This is a genomic window from Pseudomonas sp. MWU347 (assembly GCF_017947305.1).
Lineage (GTDB): Bacteria > Pseudomonadota > Gammaproteobacteria > Pseudomonadales > Pseudomonadaceae > Aquipseudomonas > Aquipseudomonas putida_A.
In genome coordinates, this window is sequence record NZ_JAFGZB010000003.1 from 524,742 (window position 1) to 549,909 (window position 25,168).

Sequence of the window (25,168 nt, forward strand, 5' to 3'; positions counted from 1 at the left end):
ATCTGCTTCATGGACGAACGGCTCCCACGTTTTTCAGTAGGAGGCACCATGAAAACCACCACCGCCATTCTTGCCGGGCTACTCGCCCTCGGTTCCGCCAGCGCCTTTGCCGAGGGCGGCGCCGAACGCATGCGGCATTACTACGACAACTTCCCGGTCCACCACGCGCCAAGCGAACAGCCGACCGATAGCAAAGCAGCGGAACTGAAGGTTCCGAACGATCAGACCGCGCAAGTCACCGAGTCTTATCGCGACTGATTCACCGAGCAACCGATGGACCTCCGATGGCTCCGCTCTGGCCTCGGAGACGACAGTTGGGCGCCCTGTCCGGGGCGCCTTTTTTTATGCCTGCAGATCCTTGATCCAGAACAGCATACGGCCATGTTCCGGGTCGAACATGCCGGGGGCGAAGCCGAATTTGCGGTAGGAGTTCTGTGCCACGTCGTTGCCTTCGAGCACTTCCAGGGTGATCTTGCAGCAACCGCGCTGACGGCAGATTTCCTCGACCTTGCGCAGCATTTTCTGACTCAGGCCGAGGCCGCGAAATTTGCTCACGACCGCCACGTCATGGACATTGACCAGCGGCTTGCAGGCGAACGTCGAGAAACCTTCAAAGCAGTTCACCAGCCCTGCCGGCTCGCCACCGACGAACGCCAGCACACTGAACGCATGAGGCCTGCGCGCAAGTTCTTCCGGCACGCGACGCAACAGTTCCGGGTCAAGCGAATGGCCGCCGCCCATGGGATCTTCTGCGTAATGATTGAGCACGATGCCGATGGCTTCGGCGTGCAGTGGATTGGTGTAACTGGCTTGCAGCACAAGAATTTCTGCGGAATCCATTTCCATCCCCGATCATGGCCCCGGCGTGCAAAGTGCGCACCTGAAAGGCTGTTCGACCTTACCGCGAGGATGTTGCGGGCCACAACCGGATCTTTTGATTTCCAGGCATCAACGCCCCCAGATCAGCTCTTCGGTCCAGCCCAACTCGGCAAAATCCTGAGCACGCAACCCGCTCTCGCCGGCGCAGAAGAACTCATCCAGTTGCGGCGGTTTCACCGTGGTCGCGCTGAGCATCGCGTGCACCTGCCCACGATGATGAATCTGGTGCTCGAACAGGTGCGACAGCATACGCAAGCGACTGTCATGCTGCGGCGTTTCCCGGGCGATGGTGACGATCCGCCCCAGATCGGCATCGCGCAGTTGTTCGCAATAAGCGATCAGTCGACGATCGACGTGCGCCTGCTCTTCACGCAGCGCTGCGGCCTCGGTAAACGGTTCGTCATGGTTGAAAAACACATAGCAATCAGGATGCGGTTCGTCACCGCGCAACTCGCGTTCCAGAGCGTCGACGTAGAACCAGTCGCACGTCAGTATGTGATTGAGGGTGAGGCGGATACTCGGAAAGAAGCTCGTTCGCGGCGCCGCCAGCTCAGTGGCGTCGAGCTGATTCCAGGCTTTGCCGAGGCGATGATTGGCCCACGCGTTCTGGTAGGCCATGGTCAGTAAATGATGCGACAGCGGTTGGCTCATACTCGCGCCCTCTTCGCTCAGGATTCGGCAAAACGCTGCAACTGCATCTCCTGCAAACGGCTGAGGGTGCGCCGGAACGGGAATTCCAGATAACCCTCGGTGTACAGCGCCTCCATCGGTACCAGGGCCTCGATGTACAGCGGCACTTTACGGTCGTAACACTCGTCGACCAAGGCAATGAAACGGCGTACACCGTCGTCGTGCACCGACAGTTGCGGCAACTCACGGTCACCGGCCACCACCTGCGCCGAGCCGTCCTCGGTGCCGCGAGCGATGCGCCCTTCGCGTTTCTGCGCGCTGAGGTTCGGCACGTCGCTCAACAGAATAGATCGATAGTTGTCGCACAGTGCGATGAAATCCATCGCGGCAAATGGTTGCTCGCAGAGATCGGCATAGCGGCACCAGAGCACCGTCGCACTGGCTTGCACCACGTTCAGCACACGATGGCCGACGGGCACCGGCTCGGCGCTGGCGGGCTGCCCGGCGTTGAGTGACTGGAAGACCTGCTCCAGAGCACTGCCCAGTCCCGGCGCAGCGACAAAATAGCGCTGCTGACCCGCGCCCGGATGCAGGCGATGATCCTCGGCACCGTTCACCGCCACCACTTGCATGTGCGCCTTGATCGCGGCAATCGCCGGGACAAACCGGTCGCGGTTGAAGCCGTCGGCGTACAGCTCATCCGGCGGCAGGTTGGAGGTGCAGACCACCACCACGCCTTCGTCGAACATCACCTGAAACAGCCGCCCGAGAATGATCGCATCGCCGATGTCATTGACGAACAGCTCGTCGAAACACAGCACCCGCACTTCCGCCGCCAGCTCCTTGGCCAGCGCCCGCAACGGGTCGGCGATGCCGGTGAGCTGGAACGAGCGCTGGTGCACCCAGCCCATGAAATGATGAAAGTGCTGCCGTCGCGCCGGCACCCGCAGGCTCTGATAGAACTGATCCATCAACCAGGTCTTGCCGCGCCCGACCGGACCCCACAAGTACACGCCAGTGACCGAACGGGCACCGGCATGCAAGGCTTCATGGCATTTTTGCAAGGCCCAGACCGCATGCTCCTGGGCTTCATCCTGGATGAAACCCTTGTGCTCGATCGCGTGTTGCCAGGCGCTTAAAGGAGAGTCGAAAGTCATGCGCGGCAGTATGCCACGATGTCCCTGAAAAACAGGTGCCCTTTTGTGGGAGCGGGCTTGCTCGCGAAGGTGTCGGGGCAGCCAACATCACCGTCGAATGACACACCGCATTCGTGAGCAAGCCCACTCCCACATGGGTTCTGTGGGGAGTCGAAGATCGACTGTATATCTCGCGACCTCAAAACAGCGTGCAGGAACTGCCTGGAATACAACCCCCTGTGGGAGCGGGCTTGCTCGCGAAGGCGTCAAGTCAGCCAACATCACCGTCGAATGACACACCGCTTTCGTGAGCAAGCCCACTCCCACATGGGTTTTGTGGGGGCAAAGATCGACTGTATATCTCGCGACCTCAAAACAGCGTGCAGCAACTGCCTGGAATACAACCTCCTGTGGGAGCGGGCTTGCTCGCGAAGGCGTCAGGTCAGCCAGCAGCATCGTTGTATGACACACCGCTTTCGTGAGCAAGCCCACTCCCACATTGGCTTTGCGGTGTTTTAAAGGTCGACTTTGTGTCGGGCGGCGTAGAGGCAGAGCATTTCCATTGCCAGGGTGGCCGCTGCCAGCGACGTCACGTCCGCATGGTCGTAAGCCGGAGCCACTTCCACAACGTCCATGCCCACCAGATTGATCCCGCGCAAACCGCCGAGGATTTCCAGCGCCTGCAACGTGCTCAGCCCGCCACACACGGGAGTGCCGGTGCCCGGGGCAAAGGCCGGATCCAGGCAATCGATATCAAACGTCAGGTACACCGGGTGATCGCCGACCCGCGCGCGAATCGCCTCGACAATCGCCTCGCAGCCACGCCGATGCACCTGGCGGGCGTCGAGCACGGCAAAGCCCTGATGATCGTCATTGGTGGTGCGCAAACCGATCTGCACCGAGCGCGCCGGATCGACCAGCCCTTCCCTGGCCGCGTGCCAGAACATGGTGCCGTGATCGACACGTTTGCCGCCCTCGTCCGGCCAGGTGTCGCTGTGCGCATCGAAGTGGATCAGCGACAGTGCGCCGTGTTTGCGCGCATGAGCCTTGAGCAGCGGATAGGTGATGAAATGGTCGCCGCCAAACGTCAGCATGGCGCTGCCAGCTTGAAGAACGCGCTCTGCGTGGGCCTCGATGCTTTCCGGGATGGTGTGCGGCGACCCGTAATCGAAATCGCAGTCGCCGTAGTCGATCACCGCCAGATGATCGAACGGATCGAACGCCCACGGCCAGTGCCGTTCCCAGGCGATCCCGGTGGATGCCGCGCGAATCCCCCGTGGGCCGAAGCGTGCGCCCGAGCGGTTGCTGGTGGCGGTGTCGAACGGAACCCCGCTAACCGCCACGTCGACGCCGCGCAAATCACGGCTGTAGCGGCGACGCATGAAACTGGTGATCCCGGCGTAGGTGCTTTCGGCGGCAGTGCCGTACAGGCTGTCACGGGTCAGGGCTTGGTCGTTGAGCATCGGCACGTCCATCGGTGTGCTCCTTTTGTTATTGATGGCTACGGAAAGTGGTCCACAGACGCGTGCGCTGACGCATGTCCTTGAGGCTCATGCTGCGGTCGGCGTACAAGCGATCGCGCATTTCGGCGGGTGGATAGATGTCTGGATCGTTACGCACCGCCTCATCCACCAGCGGCGTCGCGGCCTGGTTGGCGGTGGCGAAAAACAGCGTATTGGTCAGCTCGGCCACCGACTCGGGGCGCAGCATGAATTCGATGAACGACCGCGCCGCTTGCGGGTTTGGCGCGTCCTTGGGAATGGCCAGATTGTCCTGCCAGATCAACGTGCCTTCGCGCGGAATCCGGTAGGCGACTTCGTAGGGTTTGTTAGCTTTGTGCGCCTGATCGGCGGCCATGCTCACGTCGCCGTTGTAGGTCAGCGCCAGACAGACACCGCCATTGGCCAGATCGTTGATCTGCCGGCCGGTGGCGACATACAGCACCGACGGCTGGAGCTTCTGCAACAAGGCTTCGGCGGCGGCCAGATCATGCTTGTCGGTGCTGTAGGGATCCTTGCCGAGATAATGCAGCGCCAGACCGATGACTTCCTGCGGCGAATCGAGCACGGCAATCCCGCAGTCCTTGAGTTTGCTCGCGTACTCGGGTTTGAACAGCAGATCAAGGCTGTTCAGCGGCACGTCCGGCAAGCGCTTTTTCACCGCTTCGACGTTCAGCCCCAAACCGAGTGTGCCCCAGGTATAAGGCACGGCGTAGCGATTGCCGGGATCGACGGCGGCGAGTTTTTCCAGCAGATCGGGATCAAGATTGGCGTAGCCCCGGAGGCCTTCATGCGGGATTTCCTTCAGCGCGCCCGCTGCCAAACCCCGGGCCAGCACGCTGGACGACGGCACCACCACGTCATAACCGCTGCCGCCGGTCAGCAGTTTGGTTTCCAGCACCTCGGACGTATCGAAGGTGTCGTAGCGCACATGAATGCCAGTCTCCTGCTCGAAACGCTGCAGCGTCTGCGCCGGCACGTAATCGGCCCAGCTGTAAAGATTGAGGGTTTTGTCCTCCGCCTGGGCATTGAGGGCCACGGACAGCAACAGCGCGGGAAAACACAGCTTGGACACGGGAACCATGACGAACACCTGACCGGAGGAAGTGGTGGCAGGATGCGCCGTCGGATACATTGCAGAAATATCAAGTTTGTTAACCTGACTTTATCCCGGAGTAATGTAATGCTCGGTCAGCTTCACGACCTCGATTTGCATTTGCTGCGCCTGTTTGTGCGGGTCGTGGAATGTGGCGGCTTCAGCGCGGCGCAAGGTGAGCTGGGCCTGAGCCAGTCGAGCATCAGCCAGCAAATGGCCAAACTGGAAACCCGTCTCGGTTATCGCCTGTGCAGCCGCGGCAAAGGCGGTTTCAACCTCACGCCCAAGGGTGAGCACCTGCTGATCGCGATTCGCGCCCTGTTCCAGTCCATCGAGACTTTCCGTCATCAATCCAACGGCGTCGCTGGACGGCTGATCGGTGAGGTGCGGTTGGGCCTGTCCGAGGCAGTTGATCAGTCGGTGCTGCTGCGGGTGGCAGATGCGATCCGGCGCTTTCGCGAGCGCGATGAGTCGGTGCGCATCGAGTTGATCAGCGCGATGCCCGGCGAGATGGAGCGCCTGCTGCTGCAACAGCGACTGGATCTGGCCATTGGTTATTTCTCTCAAGTGCAGAGCGCGTTCGATTACCGCGAACTGTTCCGGGAAACCCAGCATTTGTATTGCGCGCAGGGGCATCCGCTGTTCCGCGTGGATGAGCCGGATGACGCGGCGTTGCGGGCCTGCGACCGGGTGGATCATCCGTATCGGTTCATGCGCAGTGGCGAGCCGTTTCCGGACAAGCGCTTTTCCGCGCGTTCGGAGCAGGTCGAAGGCACCCTCGCCTTCATTCTTTCCGGCAAGCATGTCGATTATCTGCCCGATCACTACGCGCGCGTCTGGGAGGACAAGGGCTTGCTGCGCGCGCTGCGGCCCGGAGAATTGAGTTTCGAAGTGGCATTTCATCTGGCCCGGCATCGCGCGCAGGTGCCAGGGGATGCGCAGAAGGCGTTTGAGGAGGATTTGCTCGCAGCCTTCACCTGAAAAATTTCTGCCAGCAAATAACCCTGTAGCGAGGGGATTTATCCCCGATGGGCGCGAAGCGGCCCGGCTCTTTGGTATTCAGGAGCTGGGCCTGCTACGCAGTCCATCGGGGATAAATCCCCTCACCACAGAAACAGCAACCAGTTCAAACCCCGTATTTCTTGACCTTTCAGGCAATTTTTGCTCGTTGCCCTCGCCGTCCTCTTCCGGCATCCTGCGCCTCCATTTTCTGACCCGGCCCCGCCTCGCGGCGCGCAAAACACCATGACCGCCTCTGAAAAAGTCCCGCGCAACAACGATCTGCTCTACGGCCTCAACGACCGTCCGCACCTCACCGCCACCGTCTTCGCTGCGCTGCAACACGTGCTGGCCAGCTTCGTCGGCATTATCACCCCGACCCTGATCATGGGCGGCGCCCTCGGTCTGCAAAGTGAAATTCCGTACCTGATCAGCATGGCGCTGTTCGTCTCCGGTCTGGGCACGTTCGTTCAAGCCAAGCGTTTCGGCCCGGTCGGTTCCGGTCTGCTGTGCCTGCAAGGCACCAGTTTTTCCTTTATCAGCGTGATTCTCAGCGCCGGGTTCATGGTCAAGGCCCGGGGCGGCGGCACCGATGAAATCCTCTCGACGATTTTCGGCGTGTGCTTTTTCGCCGCGTTCATCGAAGTGGTGCTGAGCCAGTTCATCGGCAAACTGCGGATGCTGATCACCCCGGTGGTCACCGGCACCATCATCACCCTGATGGGCCTGTCGCTGATCAAAGTGGCGATGACCGACATTGCCGGCGGCTTCGGCGCGCCCGATCTGGGCGCCGCCAGCCATGTGTTTCTGGCCGCGTTGGTAATCGGCACTATCGTTGTGCTGAACCGTGTCGACGTGCCGTTTCTGCGCCTGGGCGCCATCGTCATCGGCCTGACCCTCGGCTACGTGGTTGCCTGGCTGATGGGCACCGTGGATTTCGCCTCGATGCCCGAAGTGCCGCTGGTCAGCGTGCCGGTGCCGTTCAAGTACGGCTTCAATTTCGACTGGGTGGCGTTCGTGCCGGTGGCGGTGATCTTCCTGGTTTCGCCGCTGGAAGCAGCCGGTGACCTGACCGCCAACTCGATGATCTCGCGGCAACCGGTCAAAGGTCCGCTGTACATCCGCCGAATCAAATCCGGTCTGCTCGCCGATGGCCTCAACTCGGCGATGGCGGCGGTGTTCAACAGCATGCCGATGGTCACGTTCGCGCAGAACAACGGCGTGATCCAGTTGACTGGCGTGGCCAGCCGCTACGTGGCGTTCTTCATCGCCGGCCTGCTGGTACTGCTGGGGCTGTTCCCGATGATCGGCGCGGTGCTGCAACTGATGCCTAAACCGGTGCTCGGCGGCGCTGAACTGGTGATGTTCGGCACCGTGGCCGTGGCCGGGATCAAAATCCTCGCCGAGGCCGGCCTGCATCGGCGCAACATGTTGATCGTGGCGATCTCCCTGGGCATGGGCCTGGGCATCGCCGCGGTGCCGGAAGTGCTGCGCGAGTTGCCGCAAGCGCTGCGTAACATCTTCGAATCGCCGATCACCGTCGGTGCGTTGTGCGCTATCGTGCTGAATATCTTCCTGCCGGAAGAATTCATTGAGCTGGAAGAAGACGATTTCGATCCGGAAGCGTCGATTCTGCAGGTCATGGAAAACCCCGATCTGCCGGCCAAAGCTGAACCTGCAACGGCCGCGGCGGTCGCACAGTTGAACCGCTGACGCTGCGCCATGAAAAAAGGGCTGAGCCGGCAACGGTTCAGCCCTTTTTCGTTGAGAGACTGTTTATGCGCCGCGTCCACGCCGTCATCCTGTCCCTGCTACTGTTGTCCCTGAGCGCCTGCGCGCTGTTTCCCAACCGCGATCCGGTGAACATCAACGTGGTCGGCCTCGAACCGTTGCCGAGCCAGGATCTGGAAGTGCGTTTCGCGATCAAGTTGCGGGTGCAGAACCCCAATGAGACGGCCATCGATTACAACGGCATCGCCCTGGATCTGGAGGTCAATGGCCGACCACTGGCCTCGGGCGTCAGCGATCAGGTCGGCTCGATCCCGCGCTTCTCGGAAACCGTGGTCAGCGTGCCGGTCAGCGTTTCCGCGTTCTCGGTACTGCGCCAGACTCTGGGTTTGAGCCAGACACAAACCCTCGACAACCTGCCCTACGTACTGCGCGGCAAACTCGCGGGCGGCGTGTTCGGCACCATGCGATTTGTCGACAGTGGCAAGCTGAGTTTGCCGAAGGCCACTGCTGCGACGTGGTAACCCACTAAACACACAAGTCTCCTGTAGGAGTGAGCCTGCTCGCGATAGCGTCACGTCAGTCAATAAAGGTGTTGGCTGATCTGACGCCATCGCGAGCAGGCTCACTCCTACAGGTTTTGTGTCGGCGCGGAAGTTATGCGGTGAAGCGTACGCCGGGTTTGGCCCGCTCATCGACACTCAGCTCAAACACATCCGGCCGCGCATAGTGGCCGACCACGTCATAGTCGTACCGCGCCCGCACCAGCTCATCAGTATCGATCTCAGCCGTCAGCAACCCGGCCTCCCCGCGCAACGGCCCGGCCAGCACATCGCCCATCGGCCCGACAATCACACTGCCGCCGGCAATCAGCGGCCGATCCGCCGGCCAGTTGGCAATCTCCACGCCCAGCTCGTTCGGCGAGGCCTGCACCTGACAGGCGCTGACCACAAAGCAACGGCCCTCGTGGGCGATGTGGCGCATGCTGACCTGCCACATCTCGCGCTCGTCCACGGTCGGCGCGCACCAGACTTCAATGCCCTTGGCGTACATCGCCGTGCGCAGCAGCGGCATCATGTTTTCCCAGCACACCACCGCACCAAGTTTGCCGACCTGTGTGTCGAGCACCGGCAGCGTCGAGCCATCACCCTTGCCCCAGATCAGCCGTTCGGTGCCGGTCGGCATCAGTTTGCGATGCTTGGCCACCAGCCCCGCCTGCGGATCGAAATACAGCGCCGTGCAATACAACGTGCTGCCGGCACGCTCGATCACGCCGATCACCAGATTGGCCCCGGTGCGCGCCGACAAACCGGCCAGTGCCTCGGTTTCTGCCCCCGGCACGTCAATGGCGTTGGCGAAGTAGCGGGCGTAGGCCTCACGCCCCTCGGGCAAGCGATAGCCCAACTGCGTGCCGAAGCCCTCACCTTTCGGATAGCCACCGAGCAACGCTTCAGGCATCACCACCAGTGCCGCGCCGGACTCGCTGATCGCGTCTTCCCAGCTCAGGATCTGTTCCAGAGTTTCACCCTTGCCACCGGGCAAGGCGCCAATCTGCAGGGCGGCGACGATTGATTTGGGCATTGCGGTCACTCCATCGGGTTCAAGTGTTGCCGATTCTGCGGCGGCGCGGGATCATGAATAAACACCGATTCACTGCTGAATGATATGAGCCAAATGAATATCGCAACCGTCGACCTCAACCTGCTGAAAGTCTTCGAAGCCCTGCATGAGGAGTCCAGCGCCAGCCGTGCGGCGCTGCGTCTGGGCGTGACGCAATCGGCGGTCAGCGCGGCGTTGCGCCGGTTACGCGAGGTGTATGGCGATCAATTGTTCGTGCGCACTGGTCGCGGGTTGGCGCCGACGCTCAAGGCCAATCAACTGAAACCGGTGGTCAGTGAAGCGCTGAACAAATGTCGGCAGAGCCTGGCGATGGTCGATCCGGCGGCCCACCACTATGACGGCCGATCAGTCACCGTGGGCCTGTCGGATGATTTCGAAATCGCTTATGGCCGGCGCCTGATCGAAGCCATCGCTCGCAGCGCGCCCAAGCTGCGGCTGATCTTCCGCCAGACCCACAGCCAGATCGTCGCCCGCGCCCTGATGGAGCGCAGCATCGACCTGGCGATCACCGCCGGTGGGTTCGCCGAGCGTCTGCTCAGTCGTCAGGTGTTGGGTGAAGGGGATTATGCGTGCCTGGTCGATCCGGGCAGTCTGGCGCCCGGCCAACAGAACATCGACTTGCCGGAGTTCGTCGCGCGCGAGCACATTCTGGTGTCCTCGGGCGGCTTTATCGGCATCACCGATGAAGGCCTGGCGGCGCTGGGTCTGAGCCGGCGAGTCTGCGCCTCGACCACGCACTTTGCCGCGCTGCCGCATCTGCTCAAGGGCAGCGGCGCGGTGGCAACCATCCCCCGCCATGCCGCTCAGGCCATTGCCGAGCTCAGCGGGCTGGCGCTGCTGCCCTGCCCGCTGGCGTTGCCGCGCTACCCGATCGAACTGGGCTGGCGCACCAGCACGCAGATCGATCCGGTGGTGATCAAGGTGCGTGAGGCGATTGTCGGATGTTTCAATGCGGACTGAGGCGGGTGTTACTTGTTGGCTGCCATCAGGCGATTGACCTCACTGCGCACCATGTTGGCGAACTCCGGCGGGGACATGCCATCCAGCTCGGCGCGCACCCACTCGGCCCATTTGCCCTTGCGCTTGGAGCGTTCGCCGAACAACCGCGCGGCTTCGCCTTTGGCTTTGCCCAGATTGTTCTGCCAGAGTTCGAACAGACGGGATTTCTCGTCTTCCAGCGCAGCGCGCTCGGCGAGGGATTTGTCGGCCAGATTGAAACTCATGGGGAAATACCTGCTGCGTAAAATGGCGACATCTTACACGCTGGAGGGAAATCTCCCGCGCAGGTTTTTCTTTCGCACCTAAAATCAGTGCAACTTTTCAGTCAGCGCCACACTCCATTGATCACTGTTCATCCATCTGCAAGGAGTCACCCAATGGCCCGCAAATCCCGCGTGCAAGCCGTCGAAGACCAAATCAAGGATCAAGCCTTCAGCGAACTTCAGGCTTTGATCGAAGAGTCCGACAAACTGCTCAAGAGCAGCGCCTCACTGGTGGGCGAAGAAGCCGAGACCCTGCGCGGACAAATCGCCCTGAAACTGCAACAGGCGCTGGATTCTGTTTCGAGCGTGCGTGAGCGCACCAAACCGGCGGTCGAGGCCACCGAGAGCTACATTGGCGGCCATCCATGGCAGACCGTGGCGATTTCCGCCGGTTTCGGTCTGGTGGTGGGCCTGCTGCTCGGTCGTCGTTGATCGACGTCTGACAAAAAACCTGTGACGAGGGAGCTTGCTCCCTCGCCACATGGGTTATCTGACAATTATTCCCCGGCCAACTCGCGCAACTGCGCCAGTGTCTGCTCCTCCAGCACAATCCCCTCGGCCAGCGACCTGGCCCGCTGCAAATGCCGACGATCACCCGGCAAGCGCTTCAACCCCACCCCATGCATCTGCCGCACCAGTTCTTCGCTGCGCTCGGCAAAACTTTGCCCGGCGGACTTGCTCGGGTCGATGACGATCAGCAACTGCCCGGTCCACGGGGTCTTGGCCCCGGGATGGTTCGACCAGTCGAACTCGAAGGAGAAATTGCCCCCGGTCAACGCCGCCGCCAGCAGCTCGACCATCATCGACAATGCCGAACCTTTATGGCCGCCGAATGGCAACAGTGCGCCGCCCTCAAGAATGGCCTTCGGATCCTGCGTCGCCTGACCGAGACCATCCACGCCCATTCCGGCGGGCAGACGTTCGCCCTTGCGCGCCGCGATCTGCACATCACCATGAGCAATGGCGCTGGTCGCCAGATCAAAGACAATCGGCGCACCACCGGCACGCGGCGCGGCAAAGGCAATCGGGTTGGTGCCGAACAGCGGCCGATCGGCGCCATGCGGCACCACGCAGGTCATGCTGTTGACCACGCTGAGCGCCACCAGCCCTTCTTCGGCAAACGGCTCGACGTCCGGCCACAGCGCCGCAAAGTGATGCGAGTTGCGAATCGCCAACACCGCAATTCCTGCATTGCGCGCCTTCTCCACCAGCAACGAACGAGCAGCGGCCAGCGCGGGCTGGGCGAAACCGTTGCCGGCATCGACTCGCACGAAACCCGAGGCTACGTCCTCGACTTGCGGCACAGCCTGTCCATTGACCCAACCGCTATTGAGGGTCGAAACATATCCGGGGATACGGAACACGCCATGACTGTGCGCACCGTCGCGTTCGGCACCGGCGCAGTTGGCAGCCAGAGTGCGGGCGACGGACGCCGACGTACCGTGGCGCAGGAAAATTTTTTCAAGCAATTGCGTCAGCGCTTCGAGCGAGAGTGTGGACGCAACGGAGGAAGACACGGAATCGTGTGGCGCAGACATCTGAAGCTCCAGACTAATTATTGGAGGGAACAACAGCGTACGAACAGCTTGCCCAGCGATTAACCACGCCCGGTACGGGTGCTGTCAACCGTTGTGGTGCCGGCTTGTCGCGGCTAGCACATTGCGCTGCCGCTGGTGCGGTAACTATGTACCACCTCTGTTATCGATCCGGTCTTTAGTCTCATGTCTCAATTTACCGGTGCACCGGACGGTGCCCTGAACGAGACCCGATGATGCCTGCTCCCATTCCTCCCCTGCTGTTCCAGCCCATCCTCAACTCCCCCGGATCGTGGCGCGAACTCGGCAATCTCCATCACTTGTCGACTGCTGACTTCCAATGGCTGAGTCACGTGCAACTGGCGACCCACGCACTGCGCAGTCAGCAGACCCCGCCCATGCTTGCCCAGCGCATCCTGCTCAATACCAATGGTGCGCCAGCGGTGCCTCTAGCCGGCAGTTTCATACTCAGTGCCACCCCGGATGATCACGGGATCCTGTTGTACACACCTTTCGCCGGGCTGAAAAAACATGCCAGCCTCACCGCCCTGACCGCGCACCTGGAACAGCATCTGAACAACGCCAGCGAGGACGACCGACTGCTGGCGTTCCTCGCCTTTTCCCAACGCAAGCGACTGGCAGAACAGCACGGCATCAGCGTGACCTACCAGCTCGTCGAAGGCGATATCTTCGAGGATCAACGCGTCGCCATCGAGCATTGCCAGCAGCTCAACACGCAAGCGATGCTTGATGAATTGATGCAACTGCCCGAACTTGGCAGCCTGCTTCAGACCATTACCGACGAACTTCTGACGCCGACGATGCGCGGCGTCGACCAGACACACACGCGCGTGAACCTGTACGCGACCACGACCGCAACCGGCCCGGCATCGGCAGACCTCGCTTCGCGGCACGGGCTTGAAGCGCTGTCGCTTGGCGATGCGCTGCTGTTGCACTATCGCCACACCGGATGGCCGGTTGGCCAGACCCATGAGTTTTCGCACCCGAGTCGGACATTCCTGGCCAGTGATCAGCAACACTGGGAGACAGCCGTCACCACGGCATCAGGCAAACTGCTGGTGTTGCTGTACCAGCAAATGGAGCGCTACTGGAATGGGCCCAGTGCTAACGGGGCCTCGCGGCGCGACGTATTGGCGCAGATCATTCGGCAGCAGGCGCTGGCGGACTTTTTGCTCAAACGCGAGGCTGGCATCATCGATCAGCGCCAATTCGACAGCCTGCTGACGTCGCTGGGTTTCAGTGAAAGTCTGGCACCTCGCGCGGCCGTGGAAACCGTGCGTTTATGGGAGCACCAGGCAAACTTCGTGGAACTGGCCGGTGCGCTGATGATCAGCCACTCCGACAGCTGCCTGTATACCCCGACGCACGGTTTGCAAGTGCTCAAGGACTACGCAGATCTAAAATCCATGCTGCTCGGCAAGTTCGCCAGCCCCGGGCACGAAGACGAACTCTATGGTCTGCTGAGTCTCGACGAGCGCCAGCGCTTCCTCGGTTTCGACCGGCCGCAGGTTTCCGGCAAATCGATCGCCGGAGACGTGTTCAGCGTACTGCTCGAATTGATCATCACCAAGCAACGACAGAACATCGACTATGCCTTGCAGTTGTACCGGCACAGCGACGGCGTCGTGGATATCCGCGCACTGTTCGATAAGGCCCTGGACATCCGCTCGATGCTCCACGAGCGCCTTGTCACCCTGGATGCTCGCGGGCGCTGGAGCACCCGGCCGATGCTCACCGGCAACCCATTGCCTTCAAGGGTGCTGGCGGACACCGCCGCAGCCGAAGTGCGCAAGTTCGCCAGCATCATGCCAACCATCGCCGCAGACTTCGCCGCTCAGCCGTTGACCGTCACAGCGCTGCAGCGTACCTACCTGCAAGGTATCGTAGCGAAGCTGGCGCACGCCCTGTCTGTCGGCATCAATGGCGAAGCACGGTTGAGAGTCCTGGACGGAACGCTAAGCCGTCATGCGCAAACCCTGGTCGACACCGTGTTCAATCCGGATCACCCGGATCGCAGCCGCCGCAAGGCACTCAACGGGATTCGGCCGGATGCCTGGTCATTGACGTTACAGGTCGCCGGTGAGAGCGAAGTGCTGCCGTTGGCCAACTGCGTCCTGCTCACGGAACGCGGTGGCCTCGATACGCAGCACTCCGGACGCGCGATCTTGTGGACACCGGCTCTGGGCCTGGAAGTCTTCCGCTCGATCGAGCACGCCAGACAGGTTTTGAGCCAGCGGCTGCTGGATCCGCAAAAACGCCTGGCGCTGCTGGAAAACCTTTCACCCCTGCACCAGAGGTTCCATCAACACTACACACTGGGACGGTTACAGCTGATCAGCGGCAATGTCTTGCAGGATCGCACCGAATCAACGATCGAACATTTTCTCCAGCGCTGTGAACAGGTGCGGGGCCGCCAATGGCCAAAGCCACGGGAAAATCAGATCCTCAAGACGTTGAGTGAGCAAGTCGTGGAGACCAACCTGCAACGCGCCACCGCTCTGGCGATGGCACTCGGCAAGCAGCATTCACTGCCTGCCTGGCTGGGAATGGCCAGGCTTGAAGATCAGCAGTTGCACCTGGAGTTGCTGGAACAGTGGCGTCACAGCGTCATCGACGATGAGGATTATCTCCACGCGCTGCCAACCTTGCGTGATTACATCCGGCAGACCCTAAAGACGCTGCTGAGCACCCGCTTGCACAGGCAGGATCTCGACCCCGAACAGATCACCGTCACTCCCGCGCTGAGCCTGATCGGGTCTGCAATGAGCCTGACCGATTACGCCTTGAACCATGCGCATATTGCCCAGGACACTGCATTCTCCCTCAGCTCGAGCACCGACCGGGCGCTGCCGACCGGACTCGACCAACAAGCGGTCAGGAGCCTGCTGTTGTCCTTGAACGTTGCGACAACATTTGCCGATAAAATCACCACGGTGTTGTCCGCGAATGACGTCGACGCCGAACAACGCAAGCTGCGTTTCATCCAGCAACTACCCTGGCAATTGCTGCAACATGCCCACCAGTTACAACTTCAACAACGCTTGTCGCCGAAGGCCTTCGACTTGATTTCGCAGGTGCTCGACATGCCCGATGCCGTCGCTCGTGCGACCGTGCAAGGGGCCGATGCGATTGTCCGGCCGTTGGCGCTGATCAAGACCGCCGGGGCATCCGCGATCAAGGCGCTGGGGCTGTACTTGATCGGCCCTGCGGAAAAATCCGGCCCTCAGGTGCTTTATGCGCCCTACCATGGAGAGCACGCATTCAGTGAGTTCGAGGACGAGGCAGCAGTGATCGCCGCGCTGAATACGCCGGGCTCACTGCAGGACCTGTTGCTGCGCCGCTTGCCGGAAAATCAACGTTCGATCTTCAGCGCGTTGTTCAAGGCGAGCAGCGGCCAGACGAGCGAGATGACCCTGGCCACTACCCCGGTCGACGGCAACTTGCTGCTGCAGTTGTTCGACGACAATCTGGCCTTGTTGCCACACTTGCTGAGCAGCCATTCGCTGCCATCGGCGCAGGCGGATTGGGACGCCGCGAAGCACCTGTTCAGTTCAGGCTTCCAGCGGATCCGGGGCCTGCTGCCGGGCAAACTCGCCTATGTGCAGTTTCTCTGGCAAAGCTTCAAGGACTTCATGGGTTCGGCCGAAGCGTTGCAGGATCACCACTGGAAACGTGCGCTGGAAACCTTTGTCGCCGGCGCAGCGCAGATGATCAGTCTCGGGCGACTGGCGCTGGAGTCACGTCTGGAATCTCAAGTCGTGGCAGCGCCGCAAGCACCGCAGCCAACCACGTTGAGCGCTCCCGTCCTTGCAGAAACAAAGCCGACCGATCCGCTGCGCACCTCGCTGCAGACATTCGAAGCTCCGACGATCGCCCTGAAGGATCTGACTCACGATGCTGCCGAGGGCACGTATCAGGATCTGACAACCAAAGCGACTTACGCCCCTATCGCCGGCAAAGTCTATCCCGTGGAGCGGCCGGGAGCCGTCTGGCAGATCAAAGGCGCCGAGCAGCCAGGCCCGGTGTTGCAACACACCGCTTCCCGGCAACTGGTGCTGGACCCGGATCGCCATACCGTGCATTTCGGCAAGGCCATGTCGACGATGTTCAACCATTACGCCACCCATCGCCAGGCGCGGTACATGCTGAATATCGAAGCGCAAGGCATGGAAGAAATCCGCGCCCGCCATCCGGAGAAAGCCCGCATGTTGATCGAGGCAATTGATCTGGCCCGGCATTACGCGTTCAACAGCCTGCACAATCTTGCGCAGCTGAGAAACTATGTGCCGGGCACCCGCCTCGATACTTTTCTCAAGTCTTTTTTTGACGTGCAACGGATTGATGCCGACATTCTCGACAAGCTGAAGCAGGCCATCGTGCCGATCTGTGATGCCTTGGTCGATCCAACAGAAGACCTGTTGAATACCAGTCGCTTTGTGGTCGGCTCGAACAGACACAGCAGCTCGGGTGTAATCGCCTTTGTGCTGGGTGGCGATTTACTCAAGAAAGTCCATTTCACCGAAAAGTTCTTCAATCAAGGGCTGGATTGGTACAACACAGGCCTGACCGAACCGTTCAATGTTGACGGGCATGCACGGGCAGCGACGCTGATCCACGAGTTTTCCCATCAGTTCAGCAAGACCGTCGACATCGCCTCCCTGGAAGCGCGGCGCCCGTTTGCCGACTTGATTGCTACGGTGACCGGTTACGGAGCTGCCCGAAAACAGGTACAGACACGATTTCAGCGCGAAGCACTGTCACTGTCCACGCGCCGTGAAGAGCTGTTTTCGCGCTGGAGCGACAACCTTCAGGAGTGGCTCGATATCGACGAGTTTGAGGGCATGGAACATGTGCGCAGGGAAGTTCTCAAGACCACGGGGACGAGGAATCTCGAGGACGCGCGAACGGCATTTCTCAGCCCGACCAACCCGCATCCACGCATCGACACCATATTGCGCAATGCCGATTCGATCGCCTTTCTGATTTGCGAAATGGGCCGCCAGCTGGATCCGGTAACCCAACCTCACGGAGGGCTCAACTGAGATAAAAAAAATGCGCAGGCGGTTGGCCTGCGCATGGTTCATCGCTGGGTGAACTCAGTCTTTCTGGTCACGCAATACATTGCCCGAGGCGCCATCGATGCGGAATTCATACACCGAACCGTCGGCCTTGCGGCCCTCGCCTTTCCAGTAGCCGTCATTGTCGGCCTCGATTTCATAGACTTCGACGTAACCGGCCTTGGTTTTCACGATCTCGATAGCCTTTTCGATGGTGACCCAGCCCGCACCGGGACGATCAGCCATGGCGGCACCGGCGCTGAACAAAGCGGCGGTGGCGATTGCAGCGGCTAAGGTTTTTTTGATCATTTTTTCACTCCATTTGTGGATGATGTTCCTCTGATGTCCTGTTTTTGGGCGTCTGACGGAAAAATAAGTTCCACTTTGATGGGCAATTGCCATGACGGATGTTCTCGGCGCAACGCCCGCAAGGTTAGAATGCAGCAAATCAGGACGAGTCAATGACCCAAGAATCCCTCTCGGAAGCCGAATACGATGCGATCACCGATGCCGCCGCGCACTGGTGCATGCGTCTGCACGCCGTAGACTGCTCCGCCGAGGAGCGTCTGGCTTTCGAGCAATGGCGCGATGCGCATCCGCTGCATGCATTCGAATACGAAGCGATGCTGGAGATCTGGGACGTTGCCGAACATCTGCCGCGTCCGCCGCTACCCCCAACGCTCAATGTGCCGCTGACCGCTGCGGTGCCCGCCTGGCGGCGCTACGCAATTGCCGCGAGCGTCTGCGCCCTGGCCTTGCCACTGGCGGCGTACGGTGGCTGGAATCTGGGCTGGTTGCCCAACAGCTATCAGCATTTCGCAGCCACCGACAATGTCCGTCAGGTCACCTTGAAGGATGGCAGTCAGGTCGAGCTCAACCTCAACACTGAGCTGACCTTCAGCAATTACAAGGACGAACGCCGAGTCACCCTGAAAAAAGGCGAGGCGTTTTTCGAAGTCAGCCACGACCTCTCCCACCCGTTCGTGGTCAGGGCTGGCGAAGGCAAGATTCGCGTGACCGGCACCCGCTTCAATGTCTGGCTCTACGAAGATCAGGTACGGGTCAATCTGATCGAAGGCTCGGTTCTGGTAACCAGCAACGCCGCCCTGCCCGGCGACGGTCTGCGCCTGGGGCCGGCCATGCAGGCGCAGTACAGGCATGGCGACTACACGCCACAGATCAGCCAGACCTACGCCAACGATAACGCCCTGGCCTGGCGCAGCGGCAAACTGGTACTCGACAACCTGGCACTCAACGAAGCCTTGCCGCTGATCAATCGCTACCTGAGCAAACCGCTGAAACTGGCCGACGCCAGTACCGGCGCAATCCGTGTCGGCGGCGTCTACAACATCAAAGAGCTCGGCGGCCTCGTCAACACCCTGCCCAAGGTGCTGCCGGTCTACCTTACGCGCAATACCGAGGGTGATCCGGTGATCAACTCGATGCCGCGGCAGCCACCAAAAACCTGAAAGCGGTTCCCGTCGGCCATGGCTGACTCAGGGCACAAAAAAGCCGCTGTTCCCGTCAAGGAGCAGCGGCTTTTTCGTTCAGGGCAACCTACTGCGCAGCTACTCCGGCAGTTTTGCCAGCCACCTCGCGAACCGTTTGCACCTGATACTGCGGATCGGCAGCGATCTGCTGCTCAGTGAACGGCAACACACTCCACTGCTTTTTCGAAAACGCCTCGGTCTGATCCCGGGAGTGTTTCGACTCAGGGTCACTGGACAGCGAGAACGCCAGCAGCCCTTGAGCGTGCGGGCCCTTGTCGTCGAAGGTCACCACTTGCAGGTAGCTGGTGCCGCTGACCACTTCGAGTTTGCCGTCTTCACGCGGCACGCTCTGGATCGCGTTGTAGATCCCCAGCGTTCCCGGCCCGCCGTGAATTGCGGTTTGTTGAGCGCCGCTGCTCGCCACCTGAATATCGCCCCAGCGGGTTTCAGGCTTGAGACCCATTTTCTGCGCAGTGGCAGCCGACGCCAGCAGCGCTTCACGCAGTGCCTTGCTCACGGCCGGTTGCTCGATCGCCAACCCGCGTGGCGTGTGTTGCGGGTCTTTTGGATCGAACGGCACACGCCAGACATCCGGCGACGCTTGCAGCGCCTGCATGATGTTCTGGAAATGCACCAGACCAATGCCCGAATCCAGATTCGCCCGGCCATCCCAACCCTTGAGACTGGCACAAACCGGCTTCAACGCGGCCGCGTCCGCACCCAGATCCGCAGCGCAGAACTTCAGCAGATCAGGCAGCACCTGAGTCGCCAGATAGACGTTGTCGTCCATCACCATCTGTTGCAGATCCTTCACCGCCAGCGGCCCTTTTTTGCCGAGTGTGTTCAGGCGCTCCAGCGCAAATCTTGATCGCAGGCCCAGCGGCTGGCCGTCCTGACTGATCAGCGGCGAGAACCCGGTCAGCGGTTGTGCCGGGTTCGCCAGCCACGCGGAATCGTTGGAATGCTGGACGAAGTCCTTGCGCAACAGTTGCGGCAGCTGGCTGGCGGCATAGATACCCTTCTGCGCAGCTTGCGGATCGATATCCCAGGCGCAAGCGCTGTTGGAACCGTCGAGCACGATCATCTGCAAGCCGATGCGCGGGTCGCTGCACTTGGCCAGTTTGTCGGCGCTGACGTTCGGCACCACCGACAGGTTCATGTACAGCGTCTGCCCCTTGTCATCCACGGCAAGGGTGTTGACCCAGGGGATGCCCTGAAGCTTGTGCACCGAATCCTGCAGAGCCTTGAGGCTCGACGCCTGGTTCATCGCGTACCACTGCGTCAGCACGCGATCATTGTCCAGGTTGGCGTCGCGCAGGCTGTAGGCGTACTGATGATCCCAGTCGAGTTTGCCCGGCCATTGCACGATCGGGCCGAACTGCGAGCTGTAGACATCGCGCGAGACCGGCACCACCTGACCGTCCGCCTGTTTGACCTGCACAGTGACCGTCTGCTTGTTCAACGGCAGCGACTTGCCGTCGAGCAGGTAGCGGGTCGGGTCTTTCGGGTCGAGTTGCAGACGATACAGGGTGAAATGTTTGGATGAATCCACCGTGTGGGTCCAGGCCAGATGCTGGTTGAAACCGATGTTGATCATCGGCAACCCCGGCAAGGCTGCACCCATGACGTCGAGTTTGCCCGGAATGGTCAGGTGCATCTGGTAAAAGCGCATGCCGCCAACCCATGGAAAATGCGGGTTGGCCAGCAGCATGCCGCGTCCGTTGAACGAGCGTTCGCTGCCGACCGCCACGGCATTGCTGCCGCGATCCAGAGCGAAGCGCTGCAGGCGCGCGTCCGCAAACTGATAGGCCCGGGCATCGCTGCCGAGCTGCGCCGTGGCCTGCGGCGGCGTCGCGCCAGCCAGGGCTTCGGCGAACTGTCCGACCCCGCCCTCGACCAGCAGGCGCCGAGTGAGTTTGACCAGATCTTCGGCGCTGATATCACGCACCCACTCACCCTGGCACTGTTGCGGGAGACCCTGCTGGCGGCGTTCGGCGAGATAACGGTTATAGCCCGCGGCATAACCTTCCACCAGATCGTGCACCTGCGCCGGTTGCGCGTCCCAGAAGGCTTTCACCGCTGCGGGAGTGTTGAGCCAGGTGAAGAACAGGTCGCTGACGCGATTCTCGCGTTGTTCGACGGTGAACTGCTCCGGCCCGAAATAACGCGAGCGCTGGCCATTGACCGTGACGATCTCGTTGGCCAGCAGGCACAGGTTGTCCTGCGCGTAGGCGTAACCAATGCCGAAACCCAGTCCGCGTTCATTTTCCGCGCGGATGTGCGGCACGCCAAAGGAGGTGCGGCGGATATCGGCACTGGCTTGTGCAGCGGGACTGAACGCATGGGCGGACAGACTGAGTCCGAGAAACGCACCGGCGAGGGCCAGTCCGGTTAACTGTCGGGAAATAATCACACTCGCTCCTGAACGACAAGACAAGGATCGGCGCTTGCGCCGGATCCACTCTGAAATTGATTCATGCGCCTGGGCGCAAGACGGCTGTTCAGGAAACGAATGCGAGAAAAAAAATTTAGCCAGATTGAGGAAGGTGAAATTCACTGATTACGGGAAAACAACGAATAACCGACAAAATTTCTACATATTTCCTTTCATGATTTGTCGTGCTGAAACGTCTTGTTTACTGAGAGCAGTCAAAACGTTTCCTGATCGGGCTCTGAAAAGGAGTAACCCCATGTACAACTCGCAACTACCAATGGATGGTAGCCAGGCGTCACAAGGAGCTTCCATGAGTTCCCGCGCGAGCAGCTTCGCCCCCAGCCCCGAGCGTCAGGGCAATGAGCGTATTCGTCTGTTGCTGAAAAGCTTCGGCCTGCGCACCAGTCTGATTCGTCTGAAAGTCATCGACGCCCTGCTGGTCGCCGCACAAAGTGATCGACGCCTGGGCGTGCGCGGCGTGCACAGTCAACTGCTGGACCTGGATATTCCGTTGTCCTTTCTCAGCGTGCGCGAAGTGTTGAAGCGTCTATGCGCCGAAGGGGTGGTCACCTTCAACCCGGACAAGAGTTACAGCCTGCATCCACAGGCTGCTGCAGTGCTCAATCACGATTGAAGCGTCCCGCGATCGCCGTCAGGGCTTGACCTTGCGGCGCATCACCCCGTTGATCACCACCACGACCACCGCCACACCCATGGCGATGTACTGGAACATCTTCTGACTGATCATCCCGGCATTTTGCAGCCAGGACAGGCCGAGCATGATCGCCAACACCGACAGGGCGATCAGGATCGAGTATTTCAAACGTTGCTTCTGGGTCATTGCAGGTTCCTGAAACTTTCAAATGTATCCGGTTTGTATCCGGTTGCATGCCATGCACATACCGTGTTGCGGGGATGGGCCTGGCTGAACGCGGTCTCATGTTACAGCCGATGAAGAGTTTTGGCTTCATGCCGGCGTAACCATGAGGATCTTTGAAATGTTCCGTCGAATCACCTGGCTGATTCCTGTCCTTGCCGTTCTGACCTTGAGCGGCTGCATCATTTTCCCCCACGGCGGCTGGCATGATGGCCACCATCGTTATCAGGAAGGCCCCGGTTATTACCATCGATAAAACAGGATCGTTCGCCCGCCGGTGCGCCTGAAATACCGGTCGGGATACCTCACCAGCCTTTTCAATGCCAACCATGCCCGCCCGCCAGCGGGCATTTTTGTTGGCGCGCCTGTGCCTCGCAAATGCCTTTTCGATCAGCCTGCGGGGGGCAGTAAATACGCTGTAAGTATTTGAAATTTCATGTCGCAGCAAAGGATTGGCTGCCGCGACAACTCTGCCTCTAGTCTCTGCGAACTTTTCTCGCTTACTGAAACAGGGATGTTTATGCAGAGAACCTTGATCGTAATGACGCCCGTGCAGATTATCGGATTCTGCCTGGCCATTACCGCTTTTGAACTGCTCACCTATATGGCCAGCGACATGATCATGCCGGCCATGTTGACGGTGACCGGCGAGTTCAACGCCAATACCCGGCATGTAGCCAACGCCTTCAACCTGTATCTGATTGGCGGCGTGTGCCTGCAATGGCTGATCGGCCCCCTTTCCGACCGCTACGGCCGGCGTCGCCTGCTGTTGCTCGGTTGTGCGCTGTTCGGCCTGGCGTGCAGCGCCGCAGTCATAACGCAGCGCATTGAAGCCTTTAATGCGTTGCGCCTGATCCAGGGCATGGGCCTGGGCTTTGTGGTCGCCGTCAGCTACCCGACCCTGCAGGAAGTGTTCTGCGAGGCCGATGCCGTGCGCCTCATGGCATTACTGGGCAACGTGGCGCTACTGTCGCCGCTGCTCGGCCCTTTACTCGGCAGCCTGCTGCTGGAATGGCTGAGCTGGCGACAGATGTTTCTGGGGCTGGCGGCAACGAGTGTGGTTGTCTGGCTCGCTCTGTTTGTCTGGATGCCGGAAACGATCGACGTCGTGCGCCGTGACGGCCAGCGACAGGCTCCAGTGGCGTTTTCGCTCAGGCAGATCGGCCTGGGTTACCTCGCGCTGCTGCGCAACCGCCGATTCATCGGCGCCAGTCTGACACTGGGCCTGATGAGCCTGCCGCTGATTGCCTGGATCGGACTGGCGCCGGTGCTGCTCATGCAACGCCTGGAGCTGTCTGCGCTGGAATATGGCCTGTGGCAAATCCCGGTGTTTGCGGCGGTGATCCTCGGTAATTTACTACTGGATCGATTGCTCGTCGGGCACACGCTCGCCCAGGTGATCGGTCTGGCCCTGTGGCCGTTTTGCCTCGGACTGCTGGGGCTGATCGCTGCTGCCCTGAGTTCGGCTGCGCTGCCATTGGCCGTTTGCGCACTGGCCGTGTATGCACTGGGGCTTGGTATGAGCAACGCCGCGCTGTACCGCCTCGCGCTGTTCTCCAGCGATGCGGGCAAGGGGCTGGTCTCGGCCATGATCGGCATGCTGTCGATTGCCGTGATGGGCAGCGGCGGCTCGCTCATCGCCATCATCGGCGGTGGCTCGAACCTGCAATCCTTTTCCCTGCTCGCCGGCCTCGGCGGCCTGCTGTGCCTGCCCCTGCTCTACCGCCTTCTGCGGCACCCGCCGCGTCCACCACACATCAATAAGGATATTCGATGACTCTGTTCCCCCACAGCGATGCGCTTTGCGCATTGCCGCAGCCCTATTGCCAGGAGGCCGTCCCCAAAGGGCTGTTCAATCTGGCCATGAGCGAAATCACCCGGTTTCACGCTCGCCATACGCCCGGTTATGGCCATTGGCTGAACGCCCATGCAATCGCTGTCGATGACCTGGACGAGCTCGACGACTGGTCGCAATTGCCACCGATTTTCGCCAGTTTCTTCAAGCAACAGATGCTGCTCAGTCCGACGGGCGAAGACGCCCTGGAACTGACTTCCTCCGGCACCAGCGGGCAGAAGAGCCGCATGCGCTACGACGCGCGCAGCCTCGGCGCCGCGCAGTACATGGTCGAACGGATTTTCGTCCAATATGGCTGGATTGCCCCGCATGCGCCGTGCAACTACCTGTTGCTCGGCTATGAGCCGGAGCAGAAAAACACCTTGGGCACATCCTTCACCGATCAGTTCCTGTGCAGTTTTGCTCCCGCCAATCGGGTGGTTTACGCCCTGCGTCGCACTGGTGACGGCCACCAGTTTGATCTGTTCGGCGTGATCAGCGCCTTGCAGGCCTTTGCCGAAGAAGGTCTGCCGGTGCGCATCTTCGGCTTTCCCGCCTTTCTCTGGGAAACCCTGCAACGCATGCGCGCCACCGGCGTGGCGGACCTGCAACTGCCAGCTGGATCGCTGGCATTTTTCGGCGGCGGCTGGAAAACCCGCGCCGCCGAAGAAGTCCCCAGACAAGCCTTGTATGCACGGATCCAGCAACAACTGGGCATCGCGACCCAAGACTGTCGCGACGGTTACGGCGCCGTCGAACACGCGGTGCCTTACGTCGAATGCGCCCACCATCACTTTCACGTACCGGTCTACGCGAAAGTGTACGTACGCTGCCCGGTGGATTTTTCGGTCTTGCCCTATGGGCAGCGCGGCCTGCTGAGTCTGGTCTCGCCCTACATTTCCTCAAGCCCGGCCCATGCCGTGGTCATGAGCGATCTGGCCACGCTGCATCCGGGCACCCGTTGTGCCTGCGGTCTGGCCAGCGACTGGTTCCAGTTGCATGGCCGCGCCGGCACCACGGCCGCGAGGAGCTGTGCCATGGCCGCGTCCGAACTGCTGGGGAGGCACTGAT

23 protein-coding genes are annotated in these 25,168 nt (G+C 60.7%); 12 read left to right on the forward strand and 11 right to left on the reverse strand.

All coding sequences use genetic code 11. The features are described 5' to 3' along the window. Nucleotides 1-48: 48 nt before the first annotated feature. Nucleotides 49-258, forward strand: coding sequence for a hypothetical protein (locus KCG87_RS08755; RefSeq protein WP_097089648.1), 210 nt, complete (start codon nt 49-51; stop codon nt 256-258). Nucleotides 259-342: 84 nt separating this feature from the next. Here KCG87_RS08755 and KCG87_RS08760 read toward each other — a convergent pair whose 3' ends face one another. The 5 genes from KCG87_RS08760 to KCG87_RS08780 form a co-directional block, all read right to left on the reverse strand. After that, nucleotides 343-840 (reverse strand): GNAT family N-acetyltransferase, encoded by a 498-nt coding sequence (locus KCG87_RS08760; RefSeq protein ID WP_210557038.1) that lies wholly within the window; start codon nt 838-840, stop codon nt 343-345. A 108-nt stretch (nt 841-948) separates the two neighbouring features. Beyond that, nucleotides 949-1,530: a DinB family protein gene (locus KCG87_RS08765; RefSeq protein WP_098963951.1), complete on the reverse strand. Its 582-nt coding sequence runs from the start codon at nt 1,528-1,530 to the stop codon at nt 949-951. A 17-nt stretch (nt 1,531-1,547) separates the two neighbouring features. Then, entirely contained in the window at nt 1,548-2,666 is a 1,119-nt protein-coding gene (gene zapE, locus KCG87_RS08770) for a cell division protein ZapE (RefSeq protein WP_210557037.1), read from the reverse strand. Nucleotides 2,667-3,160: 494 nt separating this feature from the next. Beyond that, nucleotides 3,161-4,120: an agmatinase gene (gene speB, locus KCG87_RS08775; protein ID WP_210557036.1), complete on the reverse strand. Its 960-nt coding sequence runs from the start codon at nt 4,118-4,120 to the stop codon at nt 3,161-3,163. 16 nt (nt 4,121-4,136) lie between these two features. Further along, nucleotides 4,137-5,228 (reverse strand): polyamine ABC transporter substrate-binding protein, encoded by a 1,092-nt coding sequence (locus KCG87_RS08780; RefSeq protein WP_210557034.1) that lies wholly within the window; start codon nt 5,226-5,228, stop codon nt 4,137-4,139. Nucleotides 5,229-5,327: 99 nt separating this feature from the next. On the opposite strand from KCG87_RS08780, the gene KCG87_RS08785 reads away from it, so the two are divergent. The 3 genes from KCG87_RS08785 (at nt 5,328) to KCG87_RS08795 (ending at nt 8,491) form a co-directional block, all read left to right on the forward strand. Continuing rightward, a complete protein-coding gene (locus tag KCG87_RS08785; protein WP_210557032.1) occupies nt 5,328-6,221 on the forward strand; it encodes a LysR family transcriptional regulator in 894 nt (297 codons plus the stop codon). A gap of 264 nt (nt 6,222-6,485) precedes the next feature. Then, nucleotides 6,486-7,952: a nucleobase:cation symporter-2 family protein gene (locus KCG87_RS08790; protein ID WP_210557030.1), complete on the forward strand. Its 1,467-nt coding sequence runs from the start codon at nt 6,486-6,488 to the stop codon at nt 7,950-7,952. Nucleotides 7,953-8,017: 65 nt separating this feature from the next. After that, nucleotides 8,018-8,491 (forward strand): LEA type 2 family protein, encoded by a 474-nt coding sequence (locus tag KCG87_RS08795; RefSeq protein WP_007966053.1) that lies wholly within the window; start codon nt 8,018-8,020, stop codon nt 8,489-8,491. 133 nt (nt 8,492-8,624) lie between these two features. Here the strand turns inward: KCG87_RS08795 and KCG87_RS08800 are convergent, their stop codons facing one another. Next, nucleotides 8,625-9,548 carry a carbon-nitrogen hydrolase family protein gene (locus tag KCG87_RS08800; protein ID WP_097089638.1) on the reverse strand — a complete coding sequence of 308 codons (924 nt, stop codon included), beginning with the start codon at nt 9,546-9,548 and terminating at the stop codon, nt 8,625-8,627. A gap of 84 nt (nt 9,549-9,632) precedes the next feature. Here KCG87_RS08800 and KCG87_RS08805 point away from each other — a divergent pair, with 84 nt between their 5' ends. After that, a complete protein-coding gene (locus tag KCG87_RS08805; protein ID WP_210557028.1) occupies nt 9,633-10,547 on the forward strand; it encodes a LysR family transcriptional regulator in 915 nt (304 codons plus the stop codon). Nucleotides 10,548-10,555: 8 nt separating this feature from the next. Here the strand turns inward: KCG87_RS08805 and KCG87_RS08810 are convergent, their stop codons facing one another. Continuing rightward, on the reverse strand, nt 10,556-10,810 hold the full coding sequence (locus KCG87_RS08810) for a hypothetical protein (RefSeq protein WP_003224595.1): 255 nt from the start codon (nt 10,808-10,810) through the stop codon (nt 10,556-10,558). A 153-nt stretch (nt 10,811-10,963) separates the two neighbouring features. Between KCG87_RS08810 and KCG87_RS08815 the strand changes: the two genes are divergently transcribed. Continuing rightward, complete coding sequence (locus KCG87_RS08815; RefSeq protein ID WP_007961870.1) at nt 10,964-11,281, forward strand: DUF883 family protein; 318 nt, start codon at nt 10,964-10,966, stop codon at nt 11,279-11,281. Between the two features lie 65 nt (nt 11,282-11,346). Here KCG87_RS08815 and KCG87_RS08820 read toward each other — a convergent pair whose 3' ends face one another. Continuing rightward, entirely contained in the window at nt 11,347-12,387 is a 1,041-nt protein-coding gene (locus KCG87_RS08820; RefSeq protein WP_210557026.1) for an Ldh family oxidoreductase, read from the reverse strand. Nucleotides 12,388-12,617: 230 nt separating this feature from the next. On the opposite strand from KCG87_RS08820, the gene KCG87_RS08825 reads away from it, so the two are divergent. Then, nucleotides 12,618-17,447, forward strand: coding sequence for a DUF6543 domain-containing protein (locus KCG87_RS08825; RefSeq protein WP_210557024.1), 4,830 nt, complete (start codon nt 12,618-12,620; stop codon nt 17,445-17,447). A gap of 54 nt (nt 17,448-17,501) precedes the next feature. Here the strand turns inward: KCG87_RS08825 and KCG87_RS08830 are convergent, their stop codons facing one another. After that, nucleotides 17,502-17,771, reverse strand: coding sequence for a PepSY domain-containing protein (locus KCG87_RS08830; protein WP_007961867.1), 270 nt, complete (start codon nt 17,769-17,771; stop codon nt 17,502-17,504). A gap of 152 nt (nt 17,772-17,923) precedes the next feature. Here KCG87_RS08830 and KCG87_RS08835 point away from each other — a divergent pair, with 152 nt between their 5' ends. Then, nucleotides 17,924-18,931, forward strand: coding sequence for a FecR family protein (locus tag KCG87_RS08835; protein WP_098963943.1), 1,008 nt, complete (start codon nt 17,924-17,926; stop codon nt 18,929-18,931). 88 nt (nt 18,932-19,019) lie between these two features. Here the strand turns inward: KCG87_RS08835 and KCG87_RS08840 are convergent, their stop codons facing one another. Next, nucleotides 19,020-21,365, reverse strand: a complete 2,346-nt coding sequence (locus KCG87_RS08840; protein WP_210557022.1) for an acylase — start codon at nt 21,363-21,365, stop codon at nt 19,020-19,022. A 277-nt stretch (nt 21,366-21,642) separates the two neighbouring features. Here KCG87_RS08840 and KCG87_RS08845 point away from each other — a divergent pair, with 277 nt between their 5' ends. Next, nucleotides 21,643-22,020 (forward strand): fe2+ zn2+ uptake regulation protein, encoded by a 378-nt coding sequence (locus KCG87_RS08845; RefSeq protein ID WP_027612026.1) that lies wholly within the window; start codon nt 21,643-21,645, stop codon nt 22,018-22,020. An 18-nt stretch (nt 22,021-22,038) separates the two neighbouring features. Here the strand turns inward: KCG87_RS08845 and KCG87_RS08850 are convergent, their stop codons facing one another. Then, complete coding sequence (locus KCG87_RS08850; protein WP_007961862.1) at nt 22,039-22,227, reverse strand: hypothetical protein; 189 nt, start codon at nt 22,225-22,227, stop codon at nt 22,039-22,041. Between the two features lie 157 nt (nt 22,228-22,384). Between KCG87_RS08850 and KCG87_RS27560 the strand changes: the two genes are divergently transcribed. The 3 genes from KCG87_RS27560 (at nt 22,385) to KCG87_RS08860 (ending at nt 25,167) form a co-directional block, all read left to right on the forward strand. Continuing rightward, nucleotides 22,385-22,519 carry a hypothetical protein gene (locus tag KCG87_RS27560; RefSeq protein ID WP_256578470.1) on the forward strand — a complete coding sequence of 45 codons (135 nt, stop codon included), beginning with the start codon at nt 22,385-22,387 and terminating at the stop codon, nt 22,517-22,519. Between the two features lie 264 nt (nt 22,520-22,783). Beyond that, complete coding sequence (locus KCG87_RS08855) at nt 22,784-24,040, forward strand: MdfA family multidrug efflux MFS transporter (RefSeq protein ID WP_098968406.1); 1,257 nt, start codon at nt 22,784-22,786, stop codon at nt 24,038-24,040. After that, on the forward strand, nt 24,037-25,167 hold the full coding sequence (locus KCG87_RS08860) for an acyl-protein synthase (RefSeq protein WP_210557021.1): 1,131 nt from the start codon (nt 24,037-24,039) through the stop codon (nt 25,165-25,167). The genes KCG87_RS08855 and KCG87_RS08860 overlap by 4 nt, the downstream gene beginning before the upstream one ends. Nucleotide 25,168: the final 1 nt, after the last annotated feature.

Excerpts from the sequence above, each read along its gene's own strand:
- KCG87_RS08860 (WP_210557021.1), top strand. The coding sequence starts at position 24,037 with ATGACTCTGTTCCCCCACAGCGATGCGCTTTGCGCATTGCCGCAGCCC.
- KCG87_RS08760 (WP_210557038.1), bottom strand. The coding sequence starts at position 840 with ATGGATTCCGCAGAAATTCTTGTGCTGCAAGCCAGTTACACCAATCCA.
- KCG87_RS08785 (WP_210557032.1), top strand. The coding sequence starts at position 5,328 with ATGCTCGGTCAGCTTCACGACCTCGATTTGCATTTGCTGCGCCTGTTT.
- KCG87_RS08815 (WP_007961870.1), top strand. The coding sequence starts at position 10,964 with ATGGCCCGCAAATCCCGCGTGCAAGCCGTCGAAGACCAAATCAAGGAT.
- KCG87_RS08780 (WP_210557034.1), bottom strand. The coding sequence starts at position 5,228 with ATGGTTCCCGTGTCCAAGCTGTGTTTTCCCGCGCTGTTGCTGTCCGTG.
- KCG87_RS08800 (WP_097089638.1), bottom strand. The coding sequence starts at position 9,548 with ATGCCCAAATCAATCGTCGCCGCCCTGCAGATTGGCGCCTTGCCCGGT.
- KCG87_RS08845 (WP_027612026.1), top strand. The coding sequence starts at position 21,643 with ATGTACAACTCGCAACTACCAATGGATGGTAGCCAGGCGTCACAAGGA.
- KCG87_RS08810 (WP_003224595.1), bottom strand. The coding sequence starts at position 10,810 with ATGAGTTTCAATCTGGCCGACAAATCCCTCGCCGAGCGCGCTGCGCTG.
- KCG87_RS08820 (WP_210557026.1), bottom strand. The coding sequence starts at position 12,387 with ATGTCTGCGCCACACGATTCCGTGTCTTCCTCCGTTGCGTCCACACTC.
- KCG87_RS08765 (WP_098963951.1), bottom strand. The coding sequence starts at position 1,530 with ATGAGCCAACCGCTGTCGCATCATTTACTGACCATGGCCTACCAGAAC.
- KCG87_RS08805 (WP_210557028.1), top strand. The coding sequence starts at position 9,633 with ATGAGCCAAATGAATATCGCAACCGTCGACCTCAACCTGCTGAAAGTC.
- KCG87_RS08795 (WP_007966053.1), top strand. The coding sequence starts at position 8,018 with ATGCGCCGCGTCCACGCCGTCATCCTGTCCCTGCTACTGTTGTCCCTG.
- KCG87_RS08755 (WP_097089648.1), top strand. The coding sequence starts at position 49 with ATGAAAACCACCACCGCCATTCTTGCCGGGCTACTCGCCCTCGGTTCC.
- KCG87_RS08835 (WP_098963943.1), top strand. The coding sequence starts at position 17,924 with ATGACCCAAGAATCCCTCTCGGAAGCCGAATACGATGCGATCACCGAT.
- KCG87_RS08850 (WP_007961862.1), bottom strand. The coding sequence starts at position 22,227 with ATGACCCAGAAGCAACGTTTGAAATACTCGATCCTGATCGCCCTGTCG.
- KCG87_RS08830 (WP_007961867.1), bottom strand. The coding sequence starts at position 17,771 with ATGATCAAAAAAACCTTAGCCGCTGCAATCGCCACCGCCGCTTTGTTC.
- zapE (WP_210557037.1), bottom strand. The coding sequence starts at position 2,666 with ATGACTTTCGACTCTCCTTTAAGCGCCTGGCAACACGCGATCGAGCAC.
- KCG87_RS08855 (WP_098968406.1), top strand. The coding sequence starts at position 22,784 with ATGCAGAGAACCTTGATCGTAATGACGCCCGTGCAGATTATCGGATTC.
- KCG87_RS08790 (WP_210557030.1), top strand. The coding sequence starts at position 6,486 with ATGACCGCCTCTGAAAAAGTCCCGCGCAACAACGATCTGCTCTACGGC.
- KCG87_RS27560 (WP_256578470.1), top strand. The coding sequence starts at position 22,385 with ATGTTCCGTCGAATCACCTGGCTGATTCCTGTCCTTGCCGTTCTGACC.
- speB (WP_210557036.1), bottom strand. The coding sequence starts at position 4,120 with ATGGACGTGCCGATGCTCAACGACCAAGCCCTGACCCGTGACAGCCTG.
- KCG87_RS08825 (WP_210557024.1), top strand. The coding sequence starts at position 12,618 with ATGATGCCTGCTCCCATTCCTCCCCTGCTGTTCCAGCCCATCCTCAAC.